Source organism: Mesorhizobium sp. B2-1-8, assembly GCF_006442545.2.
In the GTDB taxonomy this organism is placed as follows: domain Bacteria; phylum Pseudomonadota; class Alphaproteobacteria; order Rhizobiales; family Rhizobiaceae; genus Mesorhizobium.
The window spans coordinates 4,214,300-4,229,728 of the sequence record NZ_CP083952.1; the positions used below are offsets into that span (position 1 = coordinate 4,214,300).

Consider the following 15,429-nt stretch of genomic DNA (forward strand, 5'->3'; position numbering starts at 1 on the left):
ACTCCGGCGCCCGCGACAGATCGGTTTAAGTCCAAATTACTCTTTGATGGTGACGACGATGCCGGCACCGACGGTGCGGCCGCCTTCACGGATGGCGAAGCGCAGCTTCTCTTCCATGGCGATCGGCACGATCAGCTCGACATCGACCGTGATGTTGTCGCCAGGCATCACCATCTCGGTGCCTTCCGGCAGCGACACGATGCCGGTCACGTCGGTCGTGCGGAAGTAGAACTGCGGACGGTAGTTGGTGAAGAACGGCGTGTGACGGCCACCTTCGTCCTTGGTCAGGATGTAGGCTTCGGCCACGAACTTCTTGTGCGGCTTCACCGTGCCGGGCTTGGCCAGAACCTGGCCGCGCTCGACACCTTCACGGTCGACACCGCGCAGCAGCGCGCCGATGTTGTCGCCAGCCTGGCCCTGATCGAGCAGCTTGCGGAACATTTCCACGCCTGTGCAGGTCGTCTTGGTCGTCGGACGGATGCCGATGATTTCCAGCTCCTCGCCGACCTTGACCACGCCGCGCTCGACGCGGCCGGTCACGACCGTGCCACGGCCCGAGATCGAGAACACGTCCTCGATCGGCATCAGGAACGGCTTGTCGAGCGGACGAACCGGCGTCGGGATGTAGGCGTCGACCTGAGCCATCAGCTCGCGGATCGCGTCCTCGCCGATCGTCTTGTTCGAATCCTCGAGCGCTGCCAGCGCCGAACCCTTGACGATCGGAATGTCGTCGCCGGGGAATTCGTTCTTCGACAAAAGCTCGCGAACCTCGAGCTCGACCAGTTCGAGCAACTCGGCGTCGTCGACCTGGTCGACCTTGTTCAGGAACACCACGATCGACGGCACGCCGACCTGACGGGCAAGCAGGATGTGCTCGCGGGTCTGCGGCATCGGGCCGTCGGCGGCCGACACCACCAGTATCGCGCCGTCCATCTGCGCGGCACCGGTGATCATGTTCTTCACATAGTCGGCGTGGCCGGGGCAGTCGACATGCGCGTAGTGGCGGTTGGCCGTCTCGTATTCGACGTGAGCCGTCGAGATCGTGATGCCGCGCGCCTTCTCTTCCGGCGCCGCGTCGATCTGGTCATAGCGCTTGTATTCGCCAAAATACTTGGTGATCGCAGCCGTCAGCGACGTCTTGCCATGGTCAACGTGACCAATCGTGCCGATGTTCACATGAGGCTTAGTGCGCTCGAATTTACCTTTTGCCATGTGATGTCTCCATTTCCTGCTCGCCCATGCGGGCTTTGAATTGCGTTACCGCGGCAGCTCTTTCGAGTTACGCGTATTTCTTCTGGACTTCCTGAGCGACCGCGGTCGGGACCGGCTCGTAGTGATCGAACTGCATCGTGTAGGCCGCGCGGCCCTGGCTCATCGAGCGCAGGTTGTCGACGTACTTGAACATGTTGGCGAGCGGCACCATCGCGTTGATGACGACGGCCACGCCGCGCGCTTCCTGGCCCTGGATCTGGCCACGACGGCCGTTCAGATCGCCAATGACGCTGCCGACGTAGTCTTCCGGCGTCACCACCTCGACCTTCATGATCGGCTCGAGCAGCTGCACGCCGAGCTTGGGTGCAGCCTCACGGAAGCATGCGCGGGATGCGATTTCGAAGGCGAGCACCGAGGAGTCGACGTCATGGTAGGCGCCGTCGATGAGCGTCGCCCTGACGCCGATCATCGGGAAGCCGGCGAACGGACCAGCGCCCATGACGCTCTGGATACCCTTTTCGACGCCCGGGATGTATTCCTTCGGCACCGCGCCGCCGACGATCTTGGACTCGAACACGAAGTCCTCGCTCTCGGAATTCGGCTCGAACACAACCTTGACGCGCGCGAACTGGCCGGTACCGCCGGTCTGCTTCTTGTGGGTGTAGTCCTGCTCGTGCTTGCGGGTGATCGTCTCGCGATAAGCCACCTGCGGCGCGCCGACATTGGCTTCGACCTTGAACTCGCGACGCATGCGGTCGACGATGATGTCGAGGTGCAGCTCGCCCATGCCGGAGATGATGGTCTGGCCGCTTTCCTCGTCGGTCTTGACGCGGAAGGACGGATCCTCGGCAGCCAGGCGGTGAAGGGCGAGGCCCATCTTTTCCTGGTCGTTCTTGGTCTTCGGCTCGATGGCGATCTGGATGACCGGATCGGGGAATTCCATGCGCTCGAGGATGACCGGGTGCAGCGGATCGCACAGCGTGTCGCCGGTGGTCGTGTCCTTCAGGCCAGCCAGAGCGACGATGTCGCCGGCGAAAGCTTCTTCGACGTCGGCGCGCGAATTCGCATGCATCTGCAGCATGCGACCGATGCGCTCCTTCTTGCCCTTCACAGTGTTGTCGACAGAGACGCCCTTGGAGAGCTTGCCCGAATAGATGCGGGCAAAGGTCAGCGAACCGACGAACGGGTCGTTCATGATCTTGAAGGCGAGCATCGACAGCGGCTCGTTGTCGTCCGCATGACGCTCGATCTCGGCGTCGGTCTTGGCATCGACACCCTTGATGGCCGGAACGTCGGCCGGCGACGGCAGGTATTCGACAACGGCGTCGAGCAGCGGCTGCACGCCCTTGTTCTTGAAGGCCGAGCCGCAGAACATCGGGTAGAACTTGACCGCTATCGTGCCCTTGCGGATCAGCGAACGGATCTCGTCATTCGACGGCATCTTGCCTTCGAGGTAGTTCTCGAGCGCCGTCTCGTCCATTTCGACGGCGGCCTCGATCATCTTCTCGCGATATTCCTCGGCACGCGCCTTGAGGTCGGCCGGGATCTCGACGACGTCCCAGGCAGCGCCGAGCGTCTCGTCGCGCCAGACAAGTGCGTTCATCTCGACGAGGTCGACGACACCCTTGAATTCGGTCTCGGCGCCGATCGGCAGTTGCATGACGACAGCCTGCGCACCAAGGCGCGAACCGATCATCTCGACCGAGCGGTAGAAGTCGGCGCCGATCTTGTCCATCTTGTTGCAGAAGATCATGCGCGGCACGCGGTACTTGTCGGCCTGGCGCCAGACGGTTTCCGTCTGCGGCTCGACACCTGCATTGGCGTCGAGCAGCGCGATGGCGCCGTCGAGCACACGCAGCGAACGCTCGACCTCGATGGTGAAGTCGACGTGTCCGGGGGTGTCGATGATGTTGAAGCGGTGCATCTTGCCATCACGACCCTTCCAGAAGGTCGTGGTCGCGGCGGACGTGATGGTGATGCCGCGCTCCTGCTCCTGCTCCATCCAGTCCATGGTGGCAGCGCCGTCGTGCACTTCGCCGATCTTGTGCGACTTGCCCGTGTAATAGAGGACGCGCTCGGTGGTCGTCGTCTTGCCGGCGTCAATATGCGCCATGATACCGAAATTGCGGTAGTCTTCGATTTTGTATTCGCGGGCCATCGTAGCTGCCTCTCAGTCCTGTTCGCGCTTTACCAGCGGTAGTGTGCGAAAGCGCGGTTGGCTTCAGCCATCTTGTGGGTGTCTTCACGCTTCTTCACGGCGGTGCCGCGGTTGTTGGCCGCGTCCATCAGCTCGCCGGAGAGGCGGTCGACCATGGTGGTCTCGTTGCGGTTGCGGGCCGCGGCGATCAGCCAGCGGATCGCCAGCGCCTGGCGGCGCTCGGGACGAACGTCGACCGGAACCTGGTAGGTGGCGCCGCCGACGCGACGCGAACGCACTTCCACATGCGGCGCGACATTGTCGAGCGCCTGGTGGAAGACGGTGACCGGCTCCTGCTTGGTCTTCGACTGGACCTGGTCCAACGCGCCGTAGACGATGGTCTCGGCAACCGACTTCTTGCCGTCATACATGACGGCGTTCATGAACTTGGTGACGATCAGATCGCCGAACTTGGGATCCGGGTTGATCTCACGCTTTTCTGCACTGTGACGACGCGACATGGCTTTTGTCTCTCAATCTCGTAGCCTTGCGCCGGAAAGCGCCAAGGCCGGAAAATCTTACTTCGGACGCTTGGCACCGTACTTCGAACGGCGCTGCTTGCGGTTCTTCACGCCCTGCGTGTCGAGCACGCCGCGGATGATGTGGTAGCGCACGCCCGGAAGATCCTTGACGCGGCCGCCGCGGATCATGACCACGGAGTGTTCCTGAAGGTTGTGACCTTCGCCGGGGATGTAACCGATCACTTCAAAACCATTGGTCAGGCGGATCTTGGCCACCTTGCGCAGCGCCGAGTTCGGCTTCTTCGGCGTCGTCGTATAGACGCGCGTGCAGACGCCCCGCTTCTGCGGGTTCTGCTGCATGGCCGGGACCTTGTTGCGCTTCACCGGCGCAATGCGCGGCTTGCGGATCAGCTGGTTGACGGTAGGCATTAAACCCTCTTGTCTCTCAATTCCGTGTCTCGTGCCGGTCAAGGCTCGCTCAAAGCGTCATTTCCATACGCAAATTCGGGCCACAAACCGCGCCTCGCGGTCTTGCCCGAACAAATCGCAGAGGAAGCGGAAACCGCTTCGTGCACGCCGGAAATGTCTTTTCGCTCGTAAAACGAACCCTGTTTGAGGCAAACTCCAAAGCGTGTCGCTTCGGAAGGGAGAGCCTCACATCGGTTCTGACTGGGCGGCTTCTACTCGTAAGCCCGCGAACCGTCAACCCCGCAGCGGCAAATATTGCATCGAAGCCGGGGCTTGGCAGCCATGCGAAAACCGCATGTAATTTTCTTTCGCCGTTTTGCAAGGCCGAGGAAGAAAGTGACCGGCCTTTGGTTGTTGCGGGGCCTTGCTTCGTGCGAAAATGGCCGCATGAACACAGACAATCCCTCGCCGCGGAGGAATCGGCCCGTGAACGACAATGAAGAACGCCCGGTCACCATCATCACCGGCCGGGTGTGGAAGAAGAAAGGCGGCACGCCGGAAGGCGTGCATGTCATGCTGGTGGCGCCCGATGACGATTCGGCCGTCCGCCGCGCGCTCGAATCGCTCGCGGCGGAAGGCTACGCCGAAGCCGAACTCGACCAGATCGGCGACATGGAGGGCGAGCCCGACGATGAGCCGCATCTTTCGGCCTTCCAGGGCGCACTCGAAGGCGAAGTGTCGATCGTGACCTTCGACGTGCCGATCTGATCGCAGGCGTGATGCCCCTCGCCTGCCCTGCGCCATGGTGCCGATTCGTTCGGATAGCTGGCATGGTCGACGCTTGCCCGTCATGGCCGATCTGCTAAGAGACGCGCAGTCGTCCAAACCCGGCGGAGCCTCATGTCCTCATCCATCTCGCCCATAAGAATCGGCATTGTCGGCGTCGGCAAGATCGTCCGCGACCAACACCTTCCGGCACTGGCCAAGGATCGGGACTACCAGCTGATCGCGGCGGCCAGCCGGCACGGCAAGGTCGACGGCATCGCGAATTTCCCCGATATAGAGACAATGCTTGGCGCGGTTCCCGAACTCGACGCGGTGTCGCTGTGCATGCCGCCGCAGTTCCGCTACGATTCCGCGCGCAAGGCGATCGAGGCCGGAAAGCACGTCTTCCTGGAAAAACCGCCTGGTGCCACGGTCAGCGAGGTCGAGGACCTGAAGGCGTTCGCGACGAAACAAGGCGTCTCGCTGTTCGCCAGTTGGCATTCGCGCTACGCGCCGGCGGTGGAAGCGGCGCGGACATTCCTGGCTTCGACCAAAATCAAATCGGCGGCGATCGTCTGGAAGGAAGATGTGCGCCGCTGGCACCCGAACCAGGACTGGATCTGGCAGCCTGGCGGTTTCGGCGTCTTCGATCCCGGCATCAACGCGCTGTCGATCGCAACCTACATCCTGCCGGCCATGTACATCACCTCGGCCGTGCTCGATTTTCCGGAGAACCGTGATGCACCGATCGCGGCCCAGGTCGTCTTCCGCGCGGCGAACGGATCCGATGTGACGATGGATCTCGACTGGTTGCAGACCGGACCGCAGAGCTGGGACATCCTGGCCGACACGGATGCTGGACAGATGGTGCTCTCGGGTGGCGGCTCGAAGCTCGCCGTCGATGGCAATATCGGACACGAGGAGCCGGAAGCGGAATATCCGATGCTCTATCGGCGATTTGCCGAGATCGTCCACGCCCGAACGTCGGATGTGGACCTGGCGCCACTCCAGCACGTGGCCGACGCGTTCATGCTGGGCAAGCGCAATGTGGTGGAAGCGTTTTTCGACTGAAGGTCACCGGGTGCCCCCTGGCCTCAGTCGACGATCGCGATGGCAAAGCCGTCATAACCCTTGGCGCCGACGGTCTGGATGGCGGTGCCGTCCAGGCGTTTGTCGCCGCCGATGAAGGAAAACGCCGCGCGTGCGCCTTCGACATTGGCATCGCGGCCATCCTCATCCAGCACGGCGCCGTCACGGATGACGTTGTCGCAGACGATGACCGTTCCGGAGCGCGACAGCCGCAAGGCCCAGGACAGATAGTTCGGGTTGTTCGGCTTGTCGGCATCGATGAAGACGAGATCGAACGGGCCGGCATTCTCGCCACCGAGTGCGGCGAGCGATTGGAGCGCTGAACCGACGCGCAATTCCACGCGGTCCGCGACATCGGCCCGCTCGAAATTCGAACGCGCGACGCTGGCATGATGCGGATCGAGTTCGAGCGTCACGACCTTGCCCTGGGCGGGCAGACCCCGCGCCATCCAGATGGTCGAATAGCCGCCCAGCGTGCCGATCTCGAGCACCTTTTTCGCGCCGCTGATGCGCACCAGCAGCGAGAGCAGTTTTCCTTGCGCCGCCGAGACGTCGATCGCCGGCAGGCCCTCGTCGCGGTTGGCCGCCAGAACCGCGTCGAGAACGGGATCCGCCTCGAACAGCGAGGAAACGATGTAGTTGTCGACAGCCGTCCAGGTCTTCGTGTTCATCTGCTTTCCTCCGATCTTGAAAACGAAAAAGCCGCCGGGTTGCCCCGACGGCTTCTGTTGCCTGAGATTTTTGCCGTCCCGCTTACTGCGCGGCGGTCGTCATGTCCGCCAGCATCGGCTCGGCGACTTCCACACCGGAGGCCTTGCGGCGCTCGTCGATGATGAGTTCGTCGCGCGAGGTGGCGATGCGCCGGATCTGGCTCATCGTGCCGCCGGTACCGGCCGGGATCAGCCGGCCGACGATGACGTTTTCCTTCAAGCCCTGCAGCATGTCGGTCTTGCCGGCAACCGCGGCTTCCGTCAGCACCCTGGTCGTCTCCTGGAAGGAGGCGGCCGAGATGAAGGACGGCGTCTGCAGCGATGCCTTGGTGATGCCGAGCAGCACCGGCTGGCCTTCGGCCGGCTTCTTGCCGTCCTCGACCAGACGCTCGTTGACCTCTTCCAGTTCGATCACGTCGACGTGGTCGCCCGGGATGTAGGTCGAGTCACCCTGCACCGTGATCTCGACCTTCTGCAGCATCTGGCGAACGATCACCTCGATGTGCTTGTCGTTGATCGACACGCCCTGCAGGCGGTAGACTTCCTGGATCTCGTTGACGAGGTAGGAAGCAAGTGCCTCCACGCCCTTGATCGCCAGGATGTCGTGCGGCGCCGGATTGCCGTCGAGGATGTAGTCGCCCTTCTCGATGACGTCGCCGTCCTGGAGATGGAACGGCTTGCCCTTCGGGATCAGGTACTCGACCGGCTCGAGCGTCGAGTCGTGCGGCTCGATGATGATGCGGCGCTTGTTCTTGTAGTCGCGGCCGAAGCGGATCGTGCCATCGATCTCGGCGATGATGGCGTGATCCTTCGGACGACGTGCCTCGAACAGTTCGGCAACACGCGGCAGACCGCCGGTGATGTCCTTGGTCTTGGCGCTTTCCATCGGGATACGCGCCAAGACGTCGCCGGGGCGAACCTGGGCACCCGGCTCGACCGAGAGAATGGCCTCGACCGAGAGCAGGAAGCGGGCATCGCCGCCCTTCGACAGCTTGCCGACCTTGCCCTTGGAGTCCAGGATGGCAATCGCGGGCTTGAGGTCGTTGCCGCGCGGCGTCGAACGCCAGTCGATGACCTCACGCTTGGTGATGCCGGTCGACTCGTCGGCCGTTTCCTGAACGGAAATGCCGTCGACCAGATCCTCATACGACACCTTGCCCTCGATTTCAGTGAGGACAGGACGGGTATAGGGATCCCACTCGGCGATACGCTGACCGCGCTTCACCTTGTCGCCATCGTCCACGAAGATACGTGAACCATAGGTGACACGGTGCGTCGCGCGCTCCTTGCCGGCTTCGTCGAGGATCAGCACCGCCATGTTGCGGCCCATGACCATCTGCTGGCCGTCCGAGTTGCGCACCACGTTGCGGTTGCGGATCTCGACCTTGCCCTCATAGGAGGCTTCAAGGAACGAGCTATCCACCACCTGCGCGGTACCGCCCATGTGGAAGGTACGCATGGTGAGCTGCGTGCCCGGCTCGCCGATCGACTGCGCCGCGATGACGCCGACGGCTTCGCCCTGGTTGACCGGGGTGCCGCGGGCCAGATCGCGTCCGTAGCAGACCGCGCAGACGCCGATCCTGACTTCGCAGGTCAGGGCCGAGCGGATGCGGACCGACTGCACGCCGGCCTTTTCGATCTGCTCGACGTCACGCTCGTCCATCAGCGTTCCGGCCTTGACCAGAACCTCGCCCGACACCGGATGGGTGATGTCGTCGAGCGATGTACGGCCCAGCACGCGCTGGCCGACCGAAGCGACGACCTGACCGGCATCGACGATCGGCTGCATGGTGAGGCCCTTGTCGGTGCCGCAATCCACGGAGTTGACGATGCAGTCCTGCGCCACGTCGACCAGACGACGGGTGAGGTAACCCGAGTTCGCCGTCTTCAAGGCGGTGTCGGCCAGACCCTTGCGGGCGCCGTGGGTCGAGTTGAAGTACTCGAGCACGGTCAGGCCTTCCTTGAAGTTCGAGATGATCGGCGTCTCGATGATTTCACCCGACGGCTTGGCCATCAGGCCGCGCATGCCGGCGAGCTGGCGCATCTGGGTGGGCGAGCCACGCGCACCGGAGTGCGACATCATGTAGATCGAGTTCATCGGCTTCTGACGGCCATTGTCCTCGAACTCGACCGCCTTGATGCGGGCCATCATTTCGTCGGCGACCTTTTCCGAGCACTTGGCCCAGGCGTCGACGACCTTGTTGTACTTCTCGCCCTGTGTGATCAGGCCGTCATTGTACTGCTGCTCGTATTCCTTGGCCAAGGCCTCGGTGTCCGACACCAACTTGATCTTGGTGTCCGGGATCAGCATGTCGTCCTTGCCGAACGAGATGCCGGCACGGCACGCATGAGCAAAGCCGAGCGCCATGATGCGATCGCAGAAAATGACCGTCTCCTTCTGACCGCAATGGCGGTAGACGGTGTCGATCATCTTGGAGATGTTCTTCTTGGTCATCTCCTGGTTGGCGGTCTCGTAAGGCACATTGACGTTCTTCGGCAGAAGCTCGCCGATGATCATGCGGCCAGGCGTGGTGTCATGGATCTTCGACACGACCTTGCCTTCGGCGTCGACCGTGCGGAAGCGGCCCTTGATCTTGGCGTGCAAGGTCACAGCCTTGGTCTCGAGCGCGTGCTGGAGTTCGCCCATGTCGGCAAACACCATGCCCTCGCCCGGCTCGTTCTGGTTGACGATCGAGAGGTAGTAGAGACCCAGAACCATGTCCTGCGACGGCACTATGATCGGCGCGCCGGAGGCCGGGTGCAGGATGTTGTTGGTCGACATCATCAGCACGCGGGCTTCCAACTGCGCTTCCAGCGACAGCGGCACGTGAACGGCCATCTGGTCGCCGTCGAAGTCGGCGTTGAAGGCCGTGCAGACCAGCGGGTGAAGCTGGATCGCCTTGCCTTCGATCAGGATCGGCTCGAACGCCTGGATGCCGAGGCGGTGCAGCGTCGGCGCGCGGTTCAAGAGAACCGGATGCTCGCGGATGACCTCGTCGAGGATATCCCAGACTTCCGGACGCTCCTTCTCGACCAGCTTCTTCGCCTGCTTGACTGTCGAGGAGTAACCCTTGGCGTCGAGGCGGGCGTAGATGAAGGGCTTGAACAGTTCGAGCGCCATCTTCTTCGGCAGGCCGCACTGATGCAGCTTGAGCTCCGGACCGGTGACGATGACCGAGCGGCCGGAATAGTCGACGCGCTTGCCGAGCAGGTTCTGACGGAACCGGCCCTGCTTGCCCTTGAGCATGTCGGACAGCGACTTCAGCGGACGCTTGTTGGCGCCGGTGATGACGCGGCCGCGACGGCCGTTGTCGAACAGCGCATCGACGGCTTCCTGCAGCATGCGCTTTTCATTGCGCACGATGATGCCAGGCGCCCGCAGCTCGATCAGCCGCTTCAGGCGGTTGTTGCGGTTGATCACGCGACGATAGAGATCGTTCAGGTCCGATGTCGCGAAGCGTCCACCATCCAGGGGAACCAGCGGGCGCAGGTCCGGCGGGATCACCGGAACGACCTTCATGATCATCCATTCCGGACGATTGCCGGACTCCATGAAGTTCTCGACGACCTTGAGCCGCTTCAGATACTTCTTCTGCTTCAGCTCGGACGTGGTCGAAGCCAGTTCCGAACGCAGGTCGCCCGCGATCTTCTCCAGGTCCATGCCCGCCAGAAGGTCATGAATGGCCTCGGCGCCGATCATGGCGGTGAAGGAATCCTCGCCATATTCGTCGACGGCGATCATGTACTCTTCCTCGCTGAGCAACTGGTGCTCCTTCAGCGCGGTGAGGCCAGGTTCGGTGACGATGTAGTTCTCGAAGTAGAGGACGCGCTCGATGTCCTTCAGCGTCATGTCGAGCAGCGTGCCGATGCGCGAGGGCAGCGACTTCAGGAACCAGATATGGGCGACGGGTGCCGCCAGCTCGATATGGCCCATGCGCTCGCGGCGAACGCGCGACAGCGTGACTTCGACGCCGCACTTCTCGCAGATGACGCCCTTGTACTTCATGCGCTTGTACTTGCCGCACAGGCATTCATAGTCCTTGATCGGGCCAAAAATGCGCGCGCAGAACAGACCGTCACGCTCCGGCTTGAAGGTGCGGTAGTTGATGGTCTCCGGCTTCTTGATCTCGCCGAACGACCAGGACAGAATCTTCTCAGGGCTGGCAAGCGAAATCCGGATGGAATCGAACACCTGCGCAGGCGCCTGCGGATTGAAGAGATTCATGACCTCTTGGTTCATGCCGTTCTCCTTTTCGGGGTCCTCGAAAACCCCTTGCATCTAACGCGGGCCGAATGCCCGCTGAGTGGTCGGCCCACCGGCCGTCGAATTTCGTGGACGCGCCGCGGCATTCCGCGACGCGCCATAGCCTTTACTCGGCTGCGTCCGGCAGTCGAACCGGAGCTTCGTCGAGCTTGGTGTTCTCCAGCTCGACATTGAGGCCAAGCGACCGCATTTCCTTGACGAGCACGTTGAAGCTCTCGGGAATGCCTGCCTCGAACGTGTCGTCGCCACGCACGATCGCCTCGTAGACCTTGGTGCGGCCGGCGACGTCGTCCGACTTCACCGTCAGCATCTCCTGCAGCGTGTAGGCGGCGCCGTAGGCTTCCAGCGCCCAGACCTCCATTTCGCCGAAGCGCTGGCCACCGAACTGCGCCTTGCCGCCCAGCGGCTGCTGGGTGACGAGCGAGTACGGGCCGATCGAACGCGCGTGGATCTTGTCGTCCACCAAGTGGTGAAGCTTGAGCATGTAGATATAGCCCATCGTCACCTTGCGATCGAACGGCTCGCCGGTGCGGCCGTCATAGAGCTGCGACTGACCGCTGGTGTGCAGGCCCGCCTGCTCCAGCATGATGTTGATGTCAGCCTCATGCGCGCCGTCGAACACCGGGGTCGCGATGGAGACGCCGCGGCGCATCTGCTCGCTGAGGCGAACGATGCTCTCGTCGTCATATTCGCGGACCGGCTCGTTGCGGTCGTTGGACGGCATGAAGCTTTCCAACGTCTTGCGCAGCGGCTTGATGTCGCCGGCAGCCTTATACGTGTCGATCAGCTCGCCGATCTTCCTGCCCATGCCGGCACAAGCCCAGCCCAGATGCGTTTCCAGGATCTGGCCGACATTCATGCGGCTCGGCACACCCAGCGGGTTGAGCACGATATCGGCATGCGTGCCGTCCTCGAGGAAAGGCATGTCCTCGACCGGAACGATGCGCGACACGACACCCTTGTTGCCGTGACGGCCGGCCATCTTGTCGCCGGGCTGCATCTTGCGCTTCACCGCCACGAAGACCTTGACCATCTTCATGACGCCCGGAGGCATTTCGTCGCCGCGCTGCACCTTCTCGACCTTGTCCATGAAGCGCTGTTCGAGCGCCTTCTTGGAGTCGTCGTACTGGCCACGCAGGGCTTCCAGTTCGCTCTGGAGCTTTTCGTTCTCCACCGCAAACTGCCACCACTGCGAACGCGGATACTCGTCGAGCGTGTCCTTGGACAGCGTCGAGCCCTTCTTGAAGCCCTTCGGTCCAGCGATCGCTTCCTTGCCGACGAGAACGTCGGAAAGACGCGCATAGACGTTGCGATCCAGGATCGCCTGCTCGTCGTCACGGTCCTTGGCGAGGCGTTCGATCTCCTCGCGCTCGATCGCCATGGCGCGCTCGTCCTTCTCCACACCGTGGCGGTTGAACACGCGCACCTCGACGACCGTGCCGAAGGTACCCGGAGGCATGCGCATCGAAGTGTCGCGCACGTCGGAAGCCTTTTCACCGAAGATGGCGCGCAGAAGCTTCTCTTCCGGCGTCATCGGGCTTTCGCCCTTCGGCGTGATCTTGCCGACCAGGATATCGCCGGGCTGAACTTCCGCACCGATGTAGACGATGCCGGCTTCGTCGAGGTTCTTCAGCGCTTCTTCCGAGACGTTCGGGATGTCGCGCGTGATTTCCTCCGGACCGAGCTTGGTGTCGCGGGCCATGACCTCGAACTCCTCGATGTGGATCGAGGTGAAGACGTCGTCGGCAACGATACGCTCGGAGAGCAGGATCGAATCCTCGTAGTTGTAGCCGTTCCACGGCATGAACGCGACCAGCACGTTGCGGCCGAGCGCCAGATCACCGAGCTCGGTCGACGGACCGTCGGCGATGATGTCGCCCTTGTTGACCCGGTCGCCCATGCGCACCAGCGGACGCTGATTGATGCAGGTGTTCTGGTTCGAACGCTGGAACTTCATCAGCCGGTAGATGTCGACGCCGGATTTGCCCGGGTCGAGATCCTCGGTGGCGCGGATAACGATACGCGTCGCGTCCACCTGGTCGACGATGCCGCCGCGGCGGGCGCCGATGGCGGCGCCCGAGTCACGGGCGACGATCGGCTCCATGCCGGTGCCGACGAACGGCGCCTCGGCGCGCACCAGCGGCACGGCCTGACGCTGCATGTTCGAGCCCATCAGAGCGCGGTTGGCGTCGTCGTTCTCGAGGAACGGGATGAGCGCCGCGGCAACAGACACCATCTGCTTGGGCGACACGTCCATCAGGTCGACGTTTTCGCGCGGCGCCATCATCACTTCGCCAGCGCTGCGGCAAATGACGAACTCGTCGACGAAGCCGCCGTTCTTGTCGAGCTCGGCGTTGGCCTGCGCGACATGGTGCTTGGCCTCTTCCATCGCCGAGAGATAGACGACGTCATTGGTCAGCTTGCCGTCGACGATCTTGCGGTACGGGCTTTCGATGAAGCCGTACTTGTTGACGCGCGCGAAGGTCGCCAGCGAGTTGATCAGACCGATATTCGGGCCTTCCGGTGTCTCGATCGGGCAGATGCGGCCGTAATGCGTCGGGTGCACGTCGCGCACCTCGAAGCCGGCACGCTCGCGGGTCAGACCGCCCGGTCCAAGCGCGGAGAGACGACGCTTGTGGGTGATCTCCGACAGCGGATTGGTCTGGTCCATGAACTGCGACAGCTGCGAGGAACCGAAGAACTCGCGCACGGCGGCGGCCGCCGGCTTGGCGTTGATCAGGTCCTGCGGCATGACCGTGTCGATCTCGATCGAGGACATGCGTTCCTTGATCGCCCGCTCCATGCGAAGCAGGCCGACGCGGTACTGGTTCTCCATCAGTTCGCCGACCGAACGCACGCGGCGGTTGCCGAGATTGTCGATGTCGTCGATCTCGCCCTTGCCGTCACGCAGTTCGACCAGCGTCCTGACCACGGCCAGGATGTCGTCCTTGCGCAGCACGCGCACGGTGTCCTCGGCCTTGAGCTCGAGGCGCATGTTCATCTTGACGCGGCCGACGGCGGACAGGTCGTAGCGCTCGCTGTCGAAGAACAGCGAGTTGAACATGGCTTCGGCGGTCTCGAGCGTCGGCGGCTCGCCCGGGCGCATGACACGGTAGATGTCGAACAGCGCGTCCTGGCGGCTCTCGTTCTTGTCGACGGCGAGCGTGTTGCGGATATAGGCGCCGACATTGACATGGTCGATGTCGAGGACCTGGATCTCCTGCTCGCCAGTGCCGAGCAGCACCTTGAGCGTCTTGTCGTCGATCTCGTCGCCGGCCTCGAGGAAAATCTCGCCGGTGGCGTAGTTGACGATGTCCTCAGCCAGGTAGTTGCCCAGCAGATCCTCGTCGGTCGCCTTGATCGCCTTGAGACCCTTCTCGCCGAGCTGACGCGCCTGGCGGGCGGTGATCTTCTTGCCCGCCTCTACGACGATCTCGCCGGTGTCGGCGTCGACCAGGTCGCCGACGGCCTTGAGGCCGCGGAAACGCTCGACGTTGAACGGAATGCGCCAGTGGTCGCCGGCGCGCTTGTAGGTGATCTTGTTGTAGAAGGTCGACAGGATCTCCTCGCCGTCCATGCCGAGCGCCATCAGCAGCGACGTCACGGGGATCTTGCGGCGGCGATCGATGCGGGCGTGCACGACGTCCTTGGAATCGAACTCGATGTCGAGCCACGAGCCACGGTAGGGGATGACGCGGGCGGCAAACAGAAGCTTGCCCGACGAGTGCGACTTGCCCTTGTCGTGGTCGAAGAAGACGCCCGGCGAGCGGTGCATCTGCGAGACGATGACGCGCTCGGTGCCGTTGACGATGAAGGTGCCGTTCAAGGTCATGAGCGGCATGTCGCCCATATAGACGTCCTGCTCCTTGATGTCCTTGATCGACTTGGCACCGGTATCCTCGTCGATATCGAACACGATGAGGCGCAGCGTCACCTTCAGCGGCGCGGCATAAGTCAGGTCGCGCTGGCGGCATTCGTCAACGTCGAATTTCGGTCCTTCGAACTCGTACTTCACGAACTCCAGCATGGAGGAGCCGGAAAAATCGGAGATCGGGAAGACCGACTTGAAAACAGCCTGCAGCCCTTCGTCCGGACGTCCGCCCTTGGGCTCGTCCACCATCAGGAACTGGTCATAGGATGCCTTCTGAACCTCGATGAGGTTCGGCATCTCCGCAACTTCCGGGATCTTTCCGAAGAACTTGCGTACGCGTCTGCGGCCATTGAAAGTCTGGGTCTGGGCCATCGTCGCTCCTTAGCTCTAAACTCGGGACGAACCTCGCCGCGGTTCGTCTTGCATACTTAGCCACCTGGGCGGCGGCTCTC

General features: G+C 62.6%; 9 protein-coding genes. 2 read left to right on the top strand and 7 right to left on the bottom strand.

Annotated features, from left to right (window positions below; all coding sequences use genetic code 11):
* Positions 1-36: 36 nt before the first annotated feature.
* The 4 genes from tuf to rpsL form a co-directional block, all read right to left on the bottom strand.
* Positions 37-1,212, bottom strand: coding sequence for an elongation factor Tu (tuf, locus tag FJ970_RS20630; protein ID WP_013895701.1), 1,176 nt, complete (start codon positions 1,210-1,212; stop codon positions 37-39).
* A 67-nt stretch (positions 1,213-1,279) separates the two neighbouring features.
* A complete protein-coding gene (fusA, locus tag FJ970_RS20635; protein ID WP_140765479.1) occupies positions 1,280-3,370 on the bottom strand; it encodes an elongation factor G in 2,091 nt (696 codons plus the stop codon).
* A 29-nt stretch (positions 3,371-3,399) separates the two neighbouring features.
* Positions 3,400-3,870 (bottom strand): 30S ribosomal protein S7, encoded by a 471-nt coding sequence (rpsG, locus tag FJ970_RS20640; RefSeq protein ID WP_008875664.1) that lies wholly within the window; start codon positions 3,868-3,870, stop codon positions 3,400-3,402.
* Between the two features lie 57 nt (positions 3,871-3,927).
* Positions 3,928-4,299 (bottom strand): 30S ribosomal protein S12, encoded by a 372-nt coding sequence (gene rpsL, locus FJ970_RS20645; protein WP_006333356.1) that lies wholly within the window; start codon positions 4,297-4,299, stop codon positions 3,928-3,930.
* Between the two features lie 465 nt (positions 4,300-4,764).
* Here rpsL and FJ970_RS20650 point away from each other — a divergent pair, with 465 nt between their 5' ends.
* Positions 4,765-5,046, top strand: coding sequence for a transcriptional regulator (locus FJ970_RS20650; RefSeq protein WP_140765477.1), 282 nt, complete (start codon positions 4,765-4,767; stop codon positions 5,044-5,046).
* Between the two features lie 144 nt (positions 5,047-5,190).
* Positions 5,191-6,114: a Gfo/Idh/MocA family protein gene (locus FJ970_RS20655; protein ID WP_181178830.1), complete on the top strand. Its 924-nt coding sequence runs from the start codon at positions 5,191-5,193 to the stop codon at positions 6,112-6,114.
* A gap of 23 nt (positions 6,115-6,137) precedes the next feature.
* Here FJ970_RS20655 and FJ970_RS20660 read toward each other — a convergent pair whose 3' ends face one another.
* The 3 genes from FJ970_RS20660 to rpoB form a co-directional block, all read right to left on the bottom strand.
* Positions 6,138-6,803 (bottom strand): O-methyltransferase, encoded by a 666-nt coding sequence (locus FJ970_RS20660; protein WP_140765473.1) that lies wholly within the window; start codon positions 6,801-6,803, stop codon positions 6,138-6,140.
* Between the two features lie 82 nt (positions 6,804-6,885).
* On the bottom strand, positions 6,886-11,082 hold the full coding sequence (gene rpoC / locus FJ970_RS20665; protein ID WP_140620685.1) for a DNA-directed RNA polymerase subunit beta': 4,197 nt from the start codon (positions 11,080-11,082) through the stop codon (positions 6,886-6,888).
* Positions 11,083-11,212: 130 nt separating this feature from the next.
* Positions 11,213-15,349, bottom strand: a complete 4,137-nt coding sequence (gene rpoB / locus FJ970_RS20670; RefSeq protein ID WP_140765471.1) for a DNA-directed RNA polymerase subunit beta — start codon at positions 15,347-15,349, stop codon at positions 11,213-11,215.
* Positions 15,350-15,429: the final 80 nt, after the last annotated feature.

Bases quoted from the DNA above. Each gene is read 5' to 3' on its own strand.
- tuf (WP_013895701.1), bottom strand. From the start codon at position 1,212: ATGGCAAAAGGTAAATTCGAGCGCACTAAGCCTCATGTGAACATCGGC.
- fusA (WP_140765479.1), bottom strand. From the start codon at position 3,370: ATGGCCCGCGAATACAAAATCGAAGACTACCGCAATTTCGGTATCATG.
- rpsG (WP_008875664.1), bottom strand. From the start codon at position 3,870: ATGTCGCGTCGTCACAGTGCAGAAAAGCGTGAGATCAACCCGGATCCC.
- rpsL (WP_006333356.1), bottom strand. From the start codon at position 4,299: ATGCCTACCGTCAACCAGCTGATCCGCAAGCCGCGCATTGCGCCGGTG.
- FJ970_RS20660 (WP_140765473.1), bottom strand. From the start codon at position 6,803: ATGAACACGAAGACCTGGACGGCTGTCGACAACTACATCGTTTCCTCG.
- rpoC (WP_140620685.1), bottom strand. From the start codon at position 11,082: ATGAACCAAGAGGTCATGAATCTCTTCAATCCGCAGGCGCCTGCGCAG.
- rpoB (WP_140765471.1), bottom strand. From the start codon at position 15,349: ATGGCCCAGACCCAGACTTTCAATGGCCGCAGACGCGTACGCAAGTTC.